Genomic DNA, 12,584 nt, shown 5'->3' with positions numbered 1-12,584 from the left:
CCTGTGTCACCTTGCGCGCGGCCTGTCGCGCAGGTGACGCAGTGCATGGACTTTTCCCGGCACGCGGGGCAGACTTCACCGCATATCTGAATCACGTCGAAGCCTACGGAAAGCATGAATACAGCCGTAACACCTCCTACACCGCAGCCGCCGACTGTCACCGCCCGTGACCGTCTTGGCTTTACCTTGTTTATTGCTGCGGTGCTACACGCCCTGGTAATTCTTGGCATCACCTTCGACCTGCCTACGCCAAGTGAACTGTCCAAGAGCCTGGAAATCACTCTCGCCACCCAGCAGAGCGAGGAGCAGCCAGAGCAAGCTGATTATTTGGCGCAGCATAATCAGCAAGGTAGCGGAACCCTGGAAGAGAAAGCCGCTCCGAGCACGACAGAAGAGGCTGACTTTCAAGATAGCGAAATCAACAAGGTCACTCCGCAGCAACAGGTCAGCGCGCCACCACCCATGCCACAGGAACAAAAGGTCGTTACTACCAGCGCGCCGAAAATCGACCAGATCACCACTGCATCCACCAAGCCCAAACCGACCGAAGCGCCACCGGCCAGCCTGCACTTTAATATGAGCACCCTGTCCAGCGAGATCGCCAGCCTGGAGGCCCAGCTTGCCGAAGAGCGTCAACAGTACGCACGCCGCCCAAGGGTATTGCGGCTCAATGCGGCTTCAACCATGCAGGACAAGGGCGCCTACTATAAAGATGCCTGGCGCCGCAAAGTCGAGAAAGTCGGCAACCTGAATTACCCGGCTGAAGCACGCAGCAACAAGATATACGGCAGCCTGCGATTACTGGTAGCGATCAATCGCGATGGCACCTTGCGTGAAGTGAGCATTCTCGAATCCTCCGGTAATACGGTACTGGATAACGCAGCGTTGCGGATCGTGCGGCTTTCAGCCCCGTTTACGCCTTTCACGGGTGATTTGATGGATGTCGACGTACTGGAGATTATCCGCACCTGGCGCTTTGAACCGGGCGATCGGGTATCCAGTTCATAAACTAGGAGCGGGCGCATCAACGCCCGCCCGGACCAAACCAGCCTTGCTCTGCAAGCACTTCCGCCCAATACTATGCGCATGAAACAGAGCATACCGAGCAACCTTACCCATCACTTTCTGATTGCCATGCCACACATGGCCGATCCGCGTTTTAATCACAGCCTGATTTATCTCTGTGAACACTCGGAGCAAGGCGCAATGGGCCTGGTGGTCAACCAACCCAGCGACCTGGACCTGGCCGACCTGCTTGACCAGCTTGACCCAGAGCTGGACGTTTGCGCGGAACAACAGTGCCAGGTGTTCAATGGCGGGCCGGTCGAGCAGGAACGCGGCTTTGTATTGCACCCTGGTCCGCATCAGTGGGAATCCAGCCTGGATCTCGGCCCGCTACAGCTAACCACCTCCCGCGACATCCTCTCGGACATGGCTCGCGGCCTTGGGCCGAGCGAGGCTCTGATTGCGCTCGGCTACGCCGGCTGGGACGCAGGGCAACTGGAGCAGGAACTGGCTGATAACGTCTGGCTAAGCTGCCCGGCCGACCACCAGATATTGTTTGCGCTACCCAGCGCAGACCGCTTGGCGGCAGCGGCACGCTCGCTGGGGGTGGACTGGACGCTACTGACCAGCCAGGCGGGCCACGCCTGATGGTCAAGCACCAGCGCGCCCTTGCTTTCGATTATGGCACCCGACAGATAGGGGTTGCCGTAGGCCAGACGTTGACCGGCAGCGCCGAGCCACTCATCAACCTGCGCGCTCGCGACGGCATTCCAGACTGGGATCACATCGGCAAACTGATCAAGGAATGGAAGCCGGATATTCTTATTGTCGGCTTGCCCCTGAACATGGATGGCAGCGAGAGTGAGATGAGCACCCGCGCCAGCAAGTTCGCCCGCCGACTGGAGGGCCGATTCAATCTGCCCGCCCAGTGCGTCGATGAGCGCCTATCCACTTTTGAAGCCAAACAACAGTTACGCGACCAGCAACGCACGCCCGGCAGTTACCGAGAAAATCCGGTAGATAGCCTGGCTGCCGCTCTGCTGCTCGAAACCTGGCTCGCCAGCCAGCCCAAGGAGATGTCATGAGCGCACTACCCGAGGTCGGCCCGTTACTGCAGCAGATGGCAGACCAGTTGAGCCGCTATCTGCAAGAACGGCAGATTGATGACCCGGCCTTCGTAGGTATACACACCGGCGGCGTCTGGATCGCCGAGGCTCTGCATCAGCAAGTCGCCCCCAATGCACCCATGGGTACTCTCGATATCGCCTTTTATCGTGATGACTTTGAACAACATGGCCTGCCACAGCGGGTGCGCCCTTCAGAGCTGCCTTTCACCGTAGATGGTCGCCACCTGATTCTGGTAGACGACGTGCTCATGACCGGGCGCACCATTCGCGCCGCGCTGAACGAACTATTCGACTACGGCCGCCCTGCTTCCGTGACCCTGGTCACCCTGCTGGATATCGAAGCGCGACAATTGCCGGTGCGTGCCGACATCCTCGGCGCCAGCCTCGCCCTACCCGCTGGCCAGCGGGTAAAGCTGACCGGCCCCAGCCCACTGCAGCTCACCCTGAACGCCGCTACCCACTGAGACAGCCATGACCCAGATGCCGCAACACCTGCAACTGAACCACCAGGGCCAACTGCGCCACTTTCTTACTATTGAAGGTCTCTCCCGCGAGCTGCTGACAGAGCTCCTGGATACTGCCGACTCCTTCCTTGAAGTGGGCGAGCGCGCAGTAAAAAAGGTCCCATTGCTGCGCGGCAAGACCGTGTGCAACGTCTTTTTCGAGAACTCTACCCGCACTCGTACCACCTTTGAACTTGCCGCCAAGCGCCTATCGGCGGACGTGCTCAACCTGAACATCTCGACCTCGTCCACCAGCAAGGGCGAAACACTGTACGACACGCTGCAGAATCTGGAGGCCATGGCCGCCGACATGTTTGTTGTGCGCCATGGTGATTCCGGTGCGGCGCACTTCATTGCCGAACACGTTTGTCCGGATGTTGCCGTCATCAATGCGGGCGATGGCAACCATGCCCATCCCACCCAGGCGATGCTCGACATGCTGACGATCCGCCGTCATCGCGGCGACTTCGAAAAGCTATCGGTTGCCATCGTCGGCGATATCCTGCATTCGCGAGTCGCCCGCTCCAATATGCAGGCGCTGAAAACCCTCGGCTGCCCGGACATTCGCGTCATTGCCCCGCGCACCCTGCTGCCTGACGGTATCGAGCAATACGGCGTGCGCGTTTTCAACGATCTGCGCGTCGGCCTGCGTGACGTAGACGTCGTTATCATGCTGCGACTACAACGCGAGCGCATGCAAAGCGGCCTGCTGCCCAGCGAAGGCGAGTTTTATCGTCTCTACGGTCTGACCCGCGAAACACTGGCACTGGCCAAGCCCGATGCACTTGTCATGCACCCTGGCCCGATTAATCGCGGTGTCGAAATCGAGTCGGAGGTCGCCGATGGCCCGCAGTCCGTGATCCTCAAGCAGGTTACCTATGGCATCGCTGTGCGCATGGCCGTGATGTCGATGGCCATGACCGGACAAACCTCCCAGCGCCAGCACACCCAGGAAGCGAACTGAATCATGCGACTGACCATTGAAGGCGCGCGGGTAATCGACCCTGCGAGCCATTTTGACCAAATTACCGATCTGCATATCGCCGCTGGCCACATCCAAGCCATTGGCGCTGCACCCGAAGGGTTTACCGCCAATCAGGTAATCGACGCGCGTGGGCTGATCGCCAGCCCCGGACTGGTTGACCTCAACGTCAGCCTGCGCGAGCCGGGTTATAGCCGCAAGGGCAGCATCGACAGTGAAACCCGCGCAGCGGCAGCTGGCGGCGTTACCAGTCTGTGCTGCCCGCCCGACAGCCGCCCGGTACTGGACACTTCAGCCGTGGCCGAGCTGATCCTCGACCGCAGCCAGGCATCCGGCCATGCCCGCGTACTGCCGATAGGGGCGTTGACCCGAAACCTTGAGGGTGAACACCTGAGCGAGCTGGTAGCCCTGCGTGATGCTGGCTGCGTGGCCTTTACTCAAGGCCTGAATCCAATGGGCAGTAATCGTATTCTGCGTCGTGCGCTGGAGTATGCCGCGACCTTTGATGTACCCATCATCTTTACCCCGCTCGACCCTTCGCTAGCCGAGGGCGGCATGGCTCACGAAGGGCCGACCGCGTCCAGACTAGGGCTGATCGGCATTCCGGAAAGCGCGGAAACTGTAGCGCTCGCCCGTGACCTTTTGCTGATCGAGCAAACCGGCGTACGCGCGCATTTCAGCGGGCTCACCAGCGCCCGCGCAGTAGACATGCTGGCAACCGCCCAGGCGCGAGGCTTGCCTGTCACTGCCGATGTCGCCGCCTACCAACTGCTGCTCTGTGATGAGGACCTCAACGGATTCTCCAGCCTGCTGCACGTTATGCCACCACTGCGCTCCGCTGCAGACCGCAGAGCGCTGCGTGAAGCAGTGCAGAGCGGCGTAGTACAAGCTATCGCGTCCCATCACCGACCACACGAGCCAGAGGTTAAGCGCGTGCCATTCGCGGCCTCGGCGCCCGGCATCAGTAGCGTCGAGATTCTCCTGCCGCTGGCACTGACGCTGGTTGCCGATGGCCTGCTGGAGCTGCCGGCCTTGCTGTCCCGCCTGACCACTGGCCCAGCTGCAGCACTCAATCTGCAGGCTGGACAGCTAACGCTGGGCGGCGCTGCTGATCTGACGCTATTTGATCCAGCGAAGGCTTGCGAAATCGGCCGCAACTGGCTGTCACGCGGCGCCAATTGCCCCTTCATCGGCCAAGGCGCGCCAGCCGCTGTCACCCATACCCTGTGCAACGGAAAATTGGTGTACCAAGCCAACTGATCACGCCCCCTTAGTCGGGCTTATGCCCGACGTCACTTGACCATGAAAAGGATGTAGGTATGGCTGCCTTTGGCTTACGCGGTAAATCCCTGCTTGCCCTGCTGCTGGCTGGAATGCTGGCGTTACTGCCCGCTGGCCTGATCGGCTGGTCATTGCTGAGCAGTATTCACGAGCACTTCGGTGAAGCTTATGCGCGCAACGCAACGCTGCTCAGCCGAGAAAAAATTCGTACCCCCATCAGCCGTGAACTAGCGCTGTCACTTCGGCTAGCCAATTCTGAAGTCACGCTGCAGTGGCTGAAAGACCCGCAAGACGCCGCCAAGAAGGATCTGTTTTTCCGCGAAGCCGAGCGCTATCGCCAGGATTTTCGTGATCATGCCTACTTCATCGTCATGCTCAGTAGCCTTGAGTATTACTTCAACGGCAACGAAGAACCCGTCAGCATGCAGCCGCACTACACGCTGAACCGAGAGACAGCAGCAGACAGCTGGTTCTTTTCCACCCTGCGCGACACCGATAATTTCAATATCAATGTCGACTCTAATCCAGAACTGAATACCACCAAGGTATGGCTCAACATGGTGGTCAAGGACGATAGCGGCGAGGTGCTCGCCCTGGCGGGTTCCGGACTGGATCTTTCCAGCTTTATTCGCGACTTCATCGCTAGTGACGAGCAGGGTGTCACACCCATGATCCTCGACGCAGATGGTGCCATCCAGGCGCATCAGAATAGCAACCTGATTGCCCTCAACTCAGGCGCCAATGCGGATGCCAGAGCGGGTAGCAACCTGCTCGACATGCTTGGTAGCGAAAGCGAAAAACAGATGGTCATCCAGGCCATGCAAGCCGTGAAGGCCAACCCGGATGATGTGCGTATTCAGCCGATTACACTCGACGGCAACGCCCAGCTCCTCGCGCTAAGCTATATCCCTGAGCTCAATTGGTTTGTCGCCAACGCCGTCGATCTTAACAGCGCCCAGGTCATTGACCGCACTTGGCTTACCCCTGTTCTGATCGGCCTGGGTGCCCTACTGATCATGCTGATTCTGCTGTTTGCCTTTGCAATTGAGCGACTATTGCTGAGCCCGCTACGCCAACTCCGTTTAAGCGCGCAGGCGATCGCGGCTGGACGCTACGATGTGGCCATGCCACGCACACGCAATGATGAAATTGGCGAACTAAGCGACGCCTTTGACACCATGGCCAAGAAAGTACGTAGCCATACGCATGAGCTGGAAGAGCGCGTTCAGGAACGCACCCGCGACCTGGAGGAGCTCAACCAGAGCATGCATGCTGCGCGCAAGAAAATTGAAGACTCGATCGACTACGCCAGTCTTATTCAACGTTCGATTCTACCCAGCCGCGATCTGGTGAATGAGCTCGGTCAACATCACACAGTGCTATGGCGGCCGAGGGATGTCGTGGGTGGCGACTTCTATGTATTCCGCAGCGACAATCAGCAGTGCCTGTTTGGCGTGGTTGACTGCGCCGGCCATGGCGTCCCCGGCGCACTGATGACCATGCTCGCGCATGCTGCACTGGATCAAGCCATCAACGACTGCGGCATGGCTAATCCGGCCGCGATACTGGAGCGTACCGATCAGATAGTGCGCAATATGCTGAGCGATTCGGCTGAATACAAATCGATTGCTACCAACATGGATGTGGGGCTCGCCTTTGTCGACTTGAGCCAGCGTCGAGTGGTATTTTCCGGTGCCAAAATGGCACTTTATTATAGCGATGGTCGTAGCGTAGAACACGTTGCTGGCGCTAAACGCGCACTGGTCGACAAACGCATTGGCGACTACCGCAATACCGAGGTAGCACTGGACGCCGAGCGTACTTTCTATCTCTGCACTGACGGCTTTCTGGATCAGGCTGGTGGCGAGCAGGGGTTTGGGTTTGGCAACAGCCGTTTTGCCGAGATGCTATGCCAACATGCCAAATTGCCGCTGCAGCAGCAAAGCGCGGCTTTCAGCGATACACTGGCGGCCTATCAGGGCGACTATCCGCAGCGTGACGACATAACCATGCTCTGCTTCCGATTTGACTGAGCCGAGCGAAATACAAATACACAAACGCAAAGGAGCTGTAATGGAAGATATTGATCTTTTTGCCATGCGTGAGCGCTTCAATAGTCAGCAGATCATGCTGTGCTTCAACGGTCCCATTTCACGCAGCCTGATCGAAGAAATCGGTAACGCGCTGCGCAATTATCTTTCCGCGGATCACGCCCATCCCAGTGCGGCAATGGACGTGTTTGCGGTCTACATTGAAATGACCCAGAACATCAGTCACTACGCTCGCGAACGGCAGTGGAGTGAGCAGGAAGCTGGCGCTACCGTTGTGGTTTCACGCAACCAGGACGGCCGCTATGTGGTTTCTGCCGGAAATCTGATTGAAATGACCGATGGTGAACGGCTGCAGCAAGCCGTTGCAGGCCTGGCAGAGCTCGACAAGGTTGAGCTGAAGGCCGCTTACAAGGAACAACTGCGCCGCCCGCGTGATGAAGTGCGCCCCTCAGGTGCCGGCCTTGGCCTTATCGATATAGCGAGAAAGTCCAGCGAGCCACTGCAGGCCTCCTTGCAACCACTGGCCAGTGGACGCGGCTTTTTCAGCCTGCGCGCTGTTATCTGATCAAGTAACGAGTTTAAGAATATGACCGATTTTTCTATCCCAAGCTCTCAGTCAACACCTGAAATCCGCAGTGACTGGGCCAACGGCAAGCTTTACATGGCGGGTGATTCCTACCCGGAAAACTCTTTCGATATGTTCCAGCAAGTCTTTAACTGGATCGAGAGCTATCTGGAGCAGAACCAGTCAGAACTGACACTGGAACTGCGCTTGCTGTACCTCAATACCAGCAGCGTGAAAGCCATGATGGATATTTTTGATTTGCTGGAGGCGGCCCATCAGGATGCCAAGCCGGTTCAGGTATCCTGGTACTACGACCCACAGAATGAGCGGGTTGCCGAGCTAGCCGAAGAGTTCAAGGAAGACTGTACCTTCCCATTCGATATTGTCAGTCAAGCCTAGAGTCCAAAATGAAACAGCTCAACCAGAGCCTTGAAGCGCGTATCACCGAGTTGCTGGATGACCCGACGCAACAGGACAATCCATTGCGCGAGCCACTCGGCTCACTGTGGGCCAACCATCAGGACCTGGCGCGGCGCATTGACCGGATCAGCCACATATCCGATGCCTATCAGAGCATGGCTAAACTGCAGGAGCAGTCGCTGACCGAACGCTTGAACAAGCAACTACGCCAGCTGGAAAAAGTGGCGCGTATATCCGATCGCTACCAGAACATGATGCGCGATCTGAATGAAGCATTGCGCGAAGCGTCGACCCATGACTCCCTGACCGGACTGGCCAATCGTCGCCTGCTGGTTGAGCGCCTGAAAAAAGAGACCGAACGATTTATTCGCTATCAGCGCCCCTTCAGTATCGCCATGCTGGATGTCGACCACTTCAAGAGCATCAATGACCAATACGGCCATGAACTCGGCGACAGTGCACTGACCGAAATCGCCCGGGTGCTTGACGCCGAAATACGCGAACAGGACCTATGCGGCCGTTGGGGCGGTGAGGAGTTTTTGATTTTAATGCCGGAAACCAGGGCCGATGCAGCAGCGCAGGTTCTGGAACGGGTACGCGGTGCGATACAGCGCCTGGCCATCCGCGCGCAAACTGACTCAGTCAGCATCACCATCAGCGCGGGCATTGCCGAGCATCAGCCAGGTGAAAGCTATTCCGAAACGATCAACCAGGCAGATCACGCCTTGCTTGTCGCCAAGCGCGGCGGACGGAACCAACTGAGCACCGCCCGCACATCGCTTACCGACTAACGCCGTGTCGGCATGTGGGGCGCGTTCTCGTCTTCGTCTTCTAACGCGAAACCGCCGCTATCATCGCCCATGAGATGCTTGCCATCGGTTTCAGAGCCGAGCTTGATCATCAAACGCAGATCGTTAGCCGAGTCGGCGTGCAGCAATGCATCTTCATAGGTGATCTCGCCCTGGCTATAGAGCTTGTAAAGCGCCTGATCGAAGGTTTGCATACCCGCCTCGGTGGAACGCGCCATGAGCGGCTTGAGCTCATGTACTTCGCCCTTGCGAATCAGATCCGCTGCCAGCGGCGTATTCAACAGCACTTCAATAGCCGCTCGGCGCCCCTTGCCGTCCGGAGTCGGAATCAGCTGCTGGGCAACAATAGCCTTGAGGTTAAGCGATAAGTCCATCCATACCTGCTGATGCAACTCGGTAGGGAAGAAGTGAATGATGCGATCCAGCGCCTGGTTAGCGTTGTTGGCATGCAGTGTCGCCAAACACAGGTGACCGGTTTCGGCAAAGGCCACGGCATGCTCCATGGTTTCCTTGGAGCGCACCTCGCCAATCAGAATCACGTCCGGCGCCTGCCGCAAGGTATTCTTCAGGGCAATTTCAAAAGAGTCGGTATCGATACCCACTTCACGCTGGGTAACAATGCAGTTTTGGTGCTGGTGAATAAATTCGATAGGGTCTTCGATCGAAATGATGTGACCGCTGGAATTTTTGTTGCGATAACCAATCATGGACGCCAGTGAGGTCGACTTACCCGTACCGGTCGCCCCGACAAACATAACCAACCCACGCTTGGTCATCGCCAGCTGCTTGAGCACCTCAGGCAGGCGCAGATCTTCCATCGTCGGGATATTGATCTCGATGCGACGCAGCACCATGCCCACCAGGTTGCGCTGATAAAACGCGCTGACCCGGAAGCGACCAATACCACGCGCGCTGATGGCGAAATTACACTCACGCTTCTCGGCAAATTCGCGGCGCTGTGACTCGGTCATCACACCAAGGACCGTTTCGCGGGTCTGTTCTGGCGACAAGGGGGTTTTCGTCACCGGCAGAATTTTGCCATTCACCTTCATGCTGGGTGCAACACCGGCCGTGATGAAAAGGTCAGACGCACCCTTATCAACCATCAGCCGCAACAGCTTTTCAAACTCCATGCTATGCCTCTTTTATCCTTCACGGCAGGCCACTCGGCGCCCACCCAAAAATGCCAGTCTGTTTAGAAGCTGTCCACGGCCTTGGCTTTCTCGCGCGCGCTGTCCTTGGTAATCAAACCCTTGGAAACCAGGGTCTTCAAACACATATCGAGGGTCTGCATGCCGATGTTGCCGCCGGTCTGAATCGCCGAGTACATCTGCGCGATCTTGTCTTCGCGAATCAGGTTACGAATCGCCGGCGTGCCAATCATGATTTCGTGTGCAGCTACGCGCCCGCCGCCTATTTTCTTCAGCAGCGTTTGCGATATAACGGCTTGCAGCGACTCGGACAACATCGAGCGCACCATGGATTTTTCTTCGCCGGGGAACACATCGACAATACGGTCAATAGTCTTGGCCGCAGAGGTGGTGTGCAGAGTACCGAAGACCAGGTGACCGGTTTCGGCCGCTGTCAGTGCCAGGCGGATGGTTTCAAGGTCACGCATCTCGCCGACCAGAATGATATCGGGATCTTCCCGTAGTGCCGAGCGAAGCGCTTCGGCAAAGCCCAGGGTATCGCGGTGAACCTCACGCTGGTTGACCAGACACTTTTTCGACTCGTGAACAAATTCGATGGGGTCTTCGATGGTCAGGATGTGCTCGTACTTGGTGCTGTTAACGTAGTCCACCATGGCAGCCAGACTGGTGGATTTGCCCGAACCGGTTGGTCCGGTTACCAGTACCAGTCCGCGCGGGTTGCCGGCAATCTTTTTGAACACATCGCCCATCCCGAGGTCATCCATACTGAGGACCTTGGAGGGAATGGTTCGGAACACGGCGCCAGCACCGCGATTCTGATTGAAGGCGTTAACCCGAAAGCGAGCTACGCCAGGTACTTCGAAGGAGAAATCGGTTTCGAGGAACTCTTCAAAGTCCTTGCGCTGCTTATCATTCATGATGTCGTAGATCAGCGCGTGCACTTGCTTGTGTTCCATGGCCGGAACGTTGATCCGGCGCACGTCGCCATCCACACGAATCATGGGCGGCAATCCTGCCGACAAGTGCAAGTCCGACGCGCCCTGCTTCGCGCTGAAGGCTAACAGCTCAGTAATATCCATAGGGTTCCCCATTACAACCTGCAAGCATGTAGAATGCTGTCAGAGTCTATTCGATTGGCAAGGTATTAACGTCAGTAATGTCCACGATAGCAGAGAATATTGCAAACGTTCGTGAACGCATACAGCGCGCCGCCGCTGTTGCCGACCGCGACCCCGATACCATTACCCTGATGGCGGTGACCAAAACCCGTCCCGCCAGTGCTGTCCGCGATGCCTGGGCAGCAGGCGTACAGAATATAGGGGAAAACTACCTGCAGGAAGCGCTGGAAAAGATGACTGCGCTCTCCGACCTTCCCTTGATCTGGCACTTCATTGGCCCCATTCAATCAAACAAGACGAAAACCATCGCCGAGCACTTCGACTGGGTACACAGTGTCGATCGCCTCAAGATTGCCCGGCGCCTGTCCGACCAGCGACCCGAAAGCATGCCGCCACTGAATATCTGCTTGCAGGTCAATATCAGTGGCGAGGAAAGCAAGTCCGGCGTTTCCCTGGCGGAGCTACCGGAACTGGCCAATACCATTGCTGCGCTGCCGCGCATCAAGCTGCGCGGGTTAATGGCCATTCCTGCTCCGGCTGCAGACAGCGCGGCCCGTCGCGCGCCCCTGGCCGCTCTGCGTGAGGCTCAGGCAGCGCTAGCGCTGCCGCTGGATACGCTATCGATGGGGATGAGCGACGACCTGGCCGAGGCGATTCAGGAAGGTGCCAGCATAGTGCGCATCGGCAGCGCCCTGTTTGGTGCACGCGACTATTCAACTCCACCCACGCATTCTGAGCGAGGTTCCAATTAAATGACTGCTCCTACTATCGGTTTCATCGGCGCCGGCAACATGGCCACCAGCCTGATTGGCGGCATGCTGCAGAAGAACATGAAGCCCGAGCGCATCATTGCCAGCGACCCCAAGCCAGAACAGGGCGCTGCACTGCACAAACAGTTTCAGATTCGCACGGTTACCGACAACGCCGTATTAGCCGCTGAATGCGACGTGCTGCTGCTCGCGGTCAAGCCGCAGGTGATGCAGGCTGTTTGCCGCGCCCTGCCGGCTGAGCGTAAACCAGGCCAACTGGTGATTTCCATTGCTGCCGGTATCAGCTGCGACAGCCTGGCCGCCTGGCTCGGTGACGCAACCCCCATTGTCCGCTGCATGCCCAATACGCCATCGCTGCGTGGCCAAGGCGTCAGCGGCCTATATGCTACCGCAGCCGTCAGCGACGAACAGAGAGAACTGACCGAAACCATCCTCAATGCCGTCGGTATTAGCGTATGGCTGGAAGAAGAAAGCCTGATCGACGCGGTCATCGCTGTCTCCGGCAGCGGGCCAGCCTATTTCTTCTACATGATCGAATCCATGATCGATGCCGGAGAGAAACTGGGATTACCACGCGATACCGCAGAACGTCTGGCCTTGTTTACCGCACTCGGCGCAGCCGACATGGCAGTCAACAGTGATGTCGATGTAGCTGAACTGCGCCGCCGCGTCTGCTCACCCGGGGGCACTACCGAGCAGGCAATCAAGACCTTCCGCGAAGAAGGTCTGCCGCAGATGGTTGATAACGCGATGCAGGCTGCTGCCAAACGCGCCGCTGAAATGTCCAAAGAACTTGCCTGAG

14 protein-coding genes are annotated in these 12,584 nt (G+C 57.7%); 12 read left to right on the top strand and 2 right to left on the bottom strand.

Annotated elements, in window-relative coordinates; genetic code table 11:
- Positions 1-114 precede the first annotated feature (114 nt).
- From EF096_RS03450 to siaD, 10 genes are all read left to right on the top strand, one after another.
- Positions 115-1,008 carry an energy transducer TonB gene (locus EF096_RS03450; RefSeq protein ID WP_123888219.1) on the top strand — a complete coding sequence of 298 codons (894 nt, stop codon included), beginning with the start codon at positions 115-117 and terminating at the stop codon, positions 1,006-1,008.
- A 78-nt stretch (positions 1,009-1,086) separates the two neighbouring features.
- Positions 1,087-1,653 carry a YqgE/AlgH family protein gene (locus EF096_RS03445; protein ID WP_123888218.1) on the top strand — a complete coding sequence of 189 codons (567 nt, stop codon included), beginning with the start codon at positions 1,087-1,089 and terminating at the stop codon, positions 1,651-1,653.
- On the top strand, positions 1,653-2,090 hold the full coding sequence (gene ruvX, locus EF096_RS03440) for a Holliday junction resolvase RuvX (protein WP_123888217.1): 438 nt from the start codon (positions 1,653-1,655) through the stop codon (positions 2,088-2,090). The genes EF096_RS03445 and ruvX overlap by 1 nt, the downstream gene beginning before the upstream one ends.
- Positions 2,087-2,596, top strand: a complete 510-nt coding sequence (pyrR, locus tag EF096_RS03435; protein WP_123888216.1) for a bifunctional pyr operon transcriptional regulator/uracil phosphoribosyltransferase PyrR — start codon at positions 2,087-2,089, stop codon at positions 2,594-2,596. Before ruvX ends, pyrR begins: the two co-directional genes overlap by 4 nt.
- Before the next feature lie 7 nt (positions 2,597-2,603).
- Positions 2,604-3,599 carry an aspartate carbamoyltransferase catalytic subunit gene (locus EF096_RS03430; protein ID WP_123888215.1) on the top strand — a complete coding sequence of 332 codons (996 nt, stop codon included), beginning with the start codon at positions 2,604-2,606 and terminating at the stop codon, positions 3,597-3,599.
- A gap of 3 nt (positions 3,600-3,602) precedes the next feature.
- A complete protein-coding gene (locus EF096_RS03425; protein ID WP_123888214.1) occupies positions 3,603-4,877 on the top strand; it encodes a dihydroorotase in 1,275 nt (424 codons plus the stop codon).
- 59 nt (positions 4,878-4,936) lie between these two features.
- Positions 4,937-6,931 carry a biofilm regulation protein phosphatase SiaA gene (siaA, locus tag EF096_RS03420; protein ID WP_123888213.1) on the top strand — a complete coding sequence of 665 codons (1,995 nt, stop codon included), beginning with the start codon at positions 4,937-4,939 and terminating at the stop codon, positions 6,929-6,931.
- A 40-nt stretch (positions 6,932-6,971) separates the two neighbouring features.
- Positions 6,972-7,514, top strand: a complete 543-nt coding sequence (gene siaB, locus EF096_RS03415; protein ID WP_123888212.1) for a biofilm regulation protein kinase SiaB — start codon at positions 6,972-6,974, stop codon at positions 7,512-7,514.
- A gap of 21 nt (positions 7,515-7,535) precedes the next feature.
- A complete protein-coding gene (siaC, locus tag EF096_RS03410; RefSeq protein WP_123888211.1) occupies positions 7,536-7,913 on the top strand; it encodes a biofilm regulation phosphoprotein SiaC in 378 nt (125 codons plus the stop codon).
- 8 nt (positions 7,914-7,921) lie between these two features.
- Positions 7,922-8,725: a biofilm regulation diguanylate cyclase SiaD gene (gene siaD / locus EF096_RS03405; protein ID WP_123888210.1), complete on the top strand. Its 804-nt coding sequence runs from the start codon at positions 7,922-7,924 to the stop codon at positions 8,723-8,725.
- Here the strand turns inward: siaD and EF096_RS03400 are convergent.
- Entirely contained in the window at positions 8,722-9,876 is a 1,155-nt protein-coding gene (locus EF096_RS03400; RefSeq protein ID WP_123888209.1) for a PilT/PilU family type 4a pilus ATPase, read from the bottom strand. The two genes, siaD and EF096_RS03400, sit on opposite strands and share 4 nt — an antisense overlap.
- A gap of 62 nt (positions 9,877-9,938) precedes the next feature.
- Positions 9,939-10,973, bottom strand: a complete 1,035-nt coding sequence (locus EF096_RS03395; protein ID WP_123888208.1) for a type IV pilus twitching motility protein PilT — start codon at positions 10,971-10,973, stop codon at positions 9,939-9,941.
- A 77-nt stretch (positions 10,974-11,050) separates the two neighbouring features.
- Here EF096_RS03395 and EF096_RS03390 point away from each other — a divergent pair, with 77 nt between their 5' ends.
- On the top strand, positions 11,051-11,764 hold the full coding sequence (locus EF096_RS03390; protein ID WP_123888207.1) for a YggS family pyridoxal phosphate-dependent enzyme: 714 nt from the start codon (positions 11,051-11,053) through the stop codon (positions 11,762-11,764).
- Positions 11,765-12,583 (top strand): pyrroline-5-carboxylate reductase, encoded by an 819-nt coding sequence (gene proC / locus EF096_RS03385; protein ID WP_123888206.1) that lies wholly within the window; start codon positions 11,765-11,767, stop codon positions 12,581-12,583. It begins immediately after the preceding gene.
- Position 12,584 lies beyond the last annotated feature (1 nt).

Source organism: Pseudomonas neustonica, assembly GCF_003797945.1.
GTDB lineage: Bacteria > Pseudomonadota > Gammaproteobacteria > Pseudomonadales > Pseudomonadaceae > Halopseudomonas > Halopseudomonas neustonica.
The sequence above is the reverse complement of the archived record's forward strand: the minus strand, read 5'-3'. Positions and strand labels throughout refer to the sequence as shown.

Bases quoted from the DNA above. Each gene is read 5' to 3' on its own strand.
- EF096_RS03450 (WP_123888219.1), top strand. From the start codon at position 115: ATGAATACAGCCGTAACACCTCCTACACCGCAGCCGCCGACTGTCACC.
- EF096_RS03445 (WP_123888218.1), top strand. From the start codon at position 1,087: ATGAAACAGAGCATACCGAGCAACCTTACCCATCACTTTCTGATTGCC.
- ruvX (WP_123888217.1), top strand. From the start codon at position 1,653: ATGGTCAAGCACCAGCGCGCCCTTGCTTTCGATTATGGCACCCGACAG.
- pyrR (WP_123888216.1), top strand. From the start codon at position 2,087: ATGAGCGCACTACCCGAGGTCGGCCCGTTACTGCAGCAGATGGCAGAC.
- EF096_RS03430 (WP_123888215.1), top strand. From the start codon at position 2,604: ATGACCCAGATGCCGCAACACCTGCAACTGAACCACCAGGGCCAACTG.
- EF096_RS03425 (WP_123888214.1), top strand. From the start codon at position 3,603: ATGCGACTGACCATTGAAGGCGCGCGGGTAATCGACCCTGCGAGCCAT.
- siaA (WP_123888213.1), top strand. From the start codon at position 4,937: ATGGCTGCCTTTGGCTTACGCGGTAAATCCCTGCTTGCCCTGCTGCTG.
- siaB (WP_123888212.1), top strand. From the start codon at position 6,972: ATGGAAGATATTGATCTTTTTGCCATGCGTGAGCGCTTCAATAGTCAG.
- siaC (WP_123888211.1), top strand. From the start codon at position 7,536: ATGACCGATTTTTCTATCCCAAGCTCTCAGTCAACACCTGAAATCCGC.
- siaD (WP_123888210.1), top strand. From the start codon at position 7,922: ATGAAACAGCTCAACCAGAGCCTTGAAGCGCGTATCACCGAGTTGCTG.
- EF096_RS03400 (WP_123888209.1), bottom strand. From the start codon at position 9,876: ATGGAGTTTGAAAAGCTGTTGCGGCTGATGGTTGATAAGGGTGCGTCT.
- EF096_RS03395 (WP_123888208.1), bottom strand. From the start codon at position 10,973: ATGGATATTACTGAGCTGTTAGCCTTCAGCGCGAAGCAGGGCGCGTCG.
- EF096_RS03390 (WP_123888207.1), top strand. From the start codon at position 11,051: ATGTCCACGATAGCAGAGAATATTGCAAACGTTCGTGAACGCATACAG.
- proC (WP_123888206.1), top strand. From the start codon at position 11,765: ATGACTGCTCCTACTATCGGTTTCATCGGCGCCGGCAACATGGCCACC.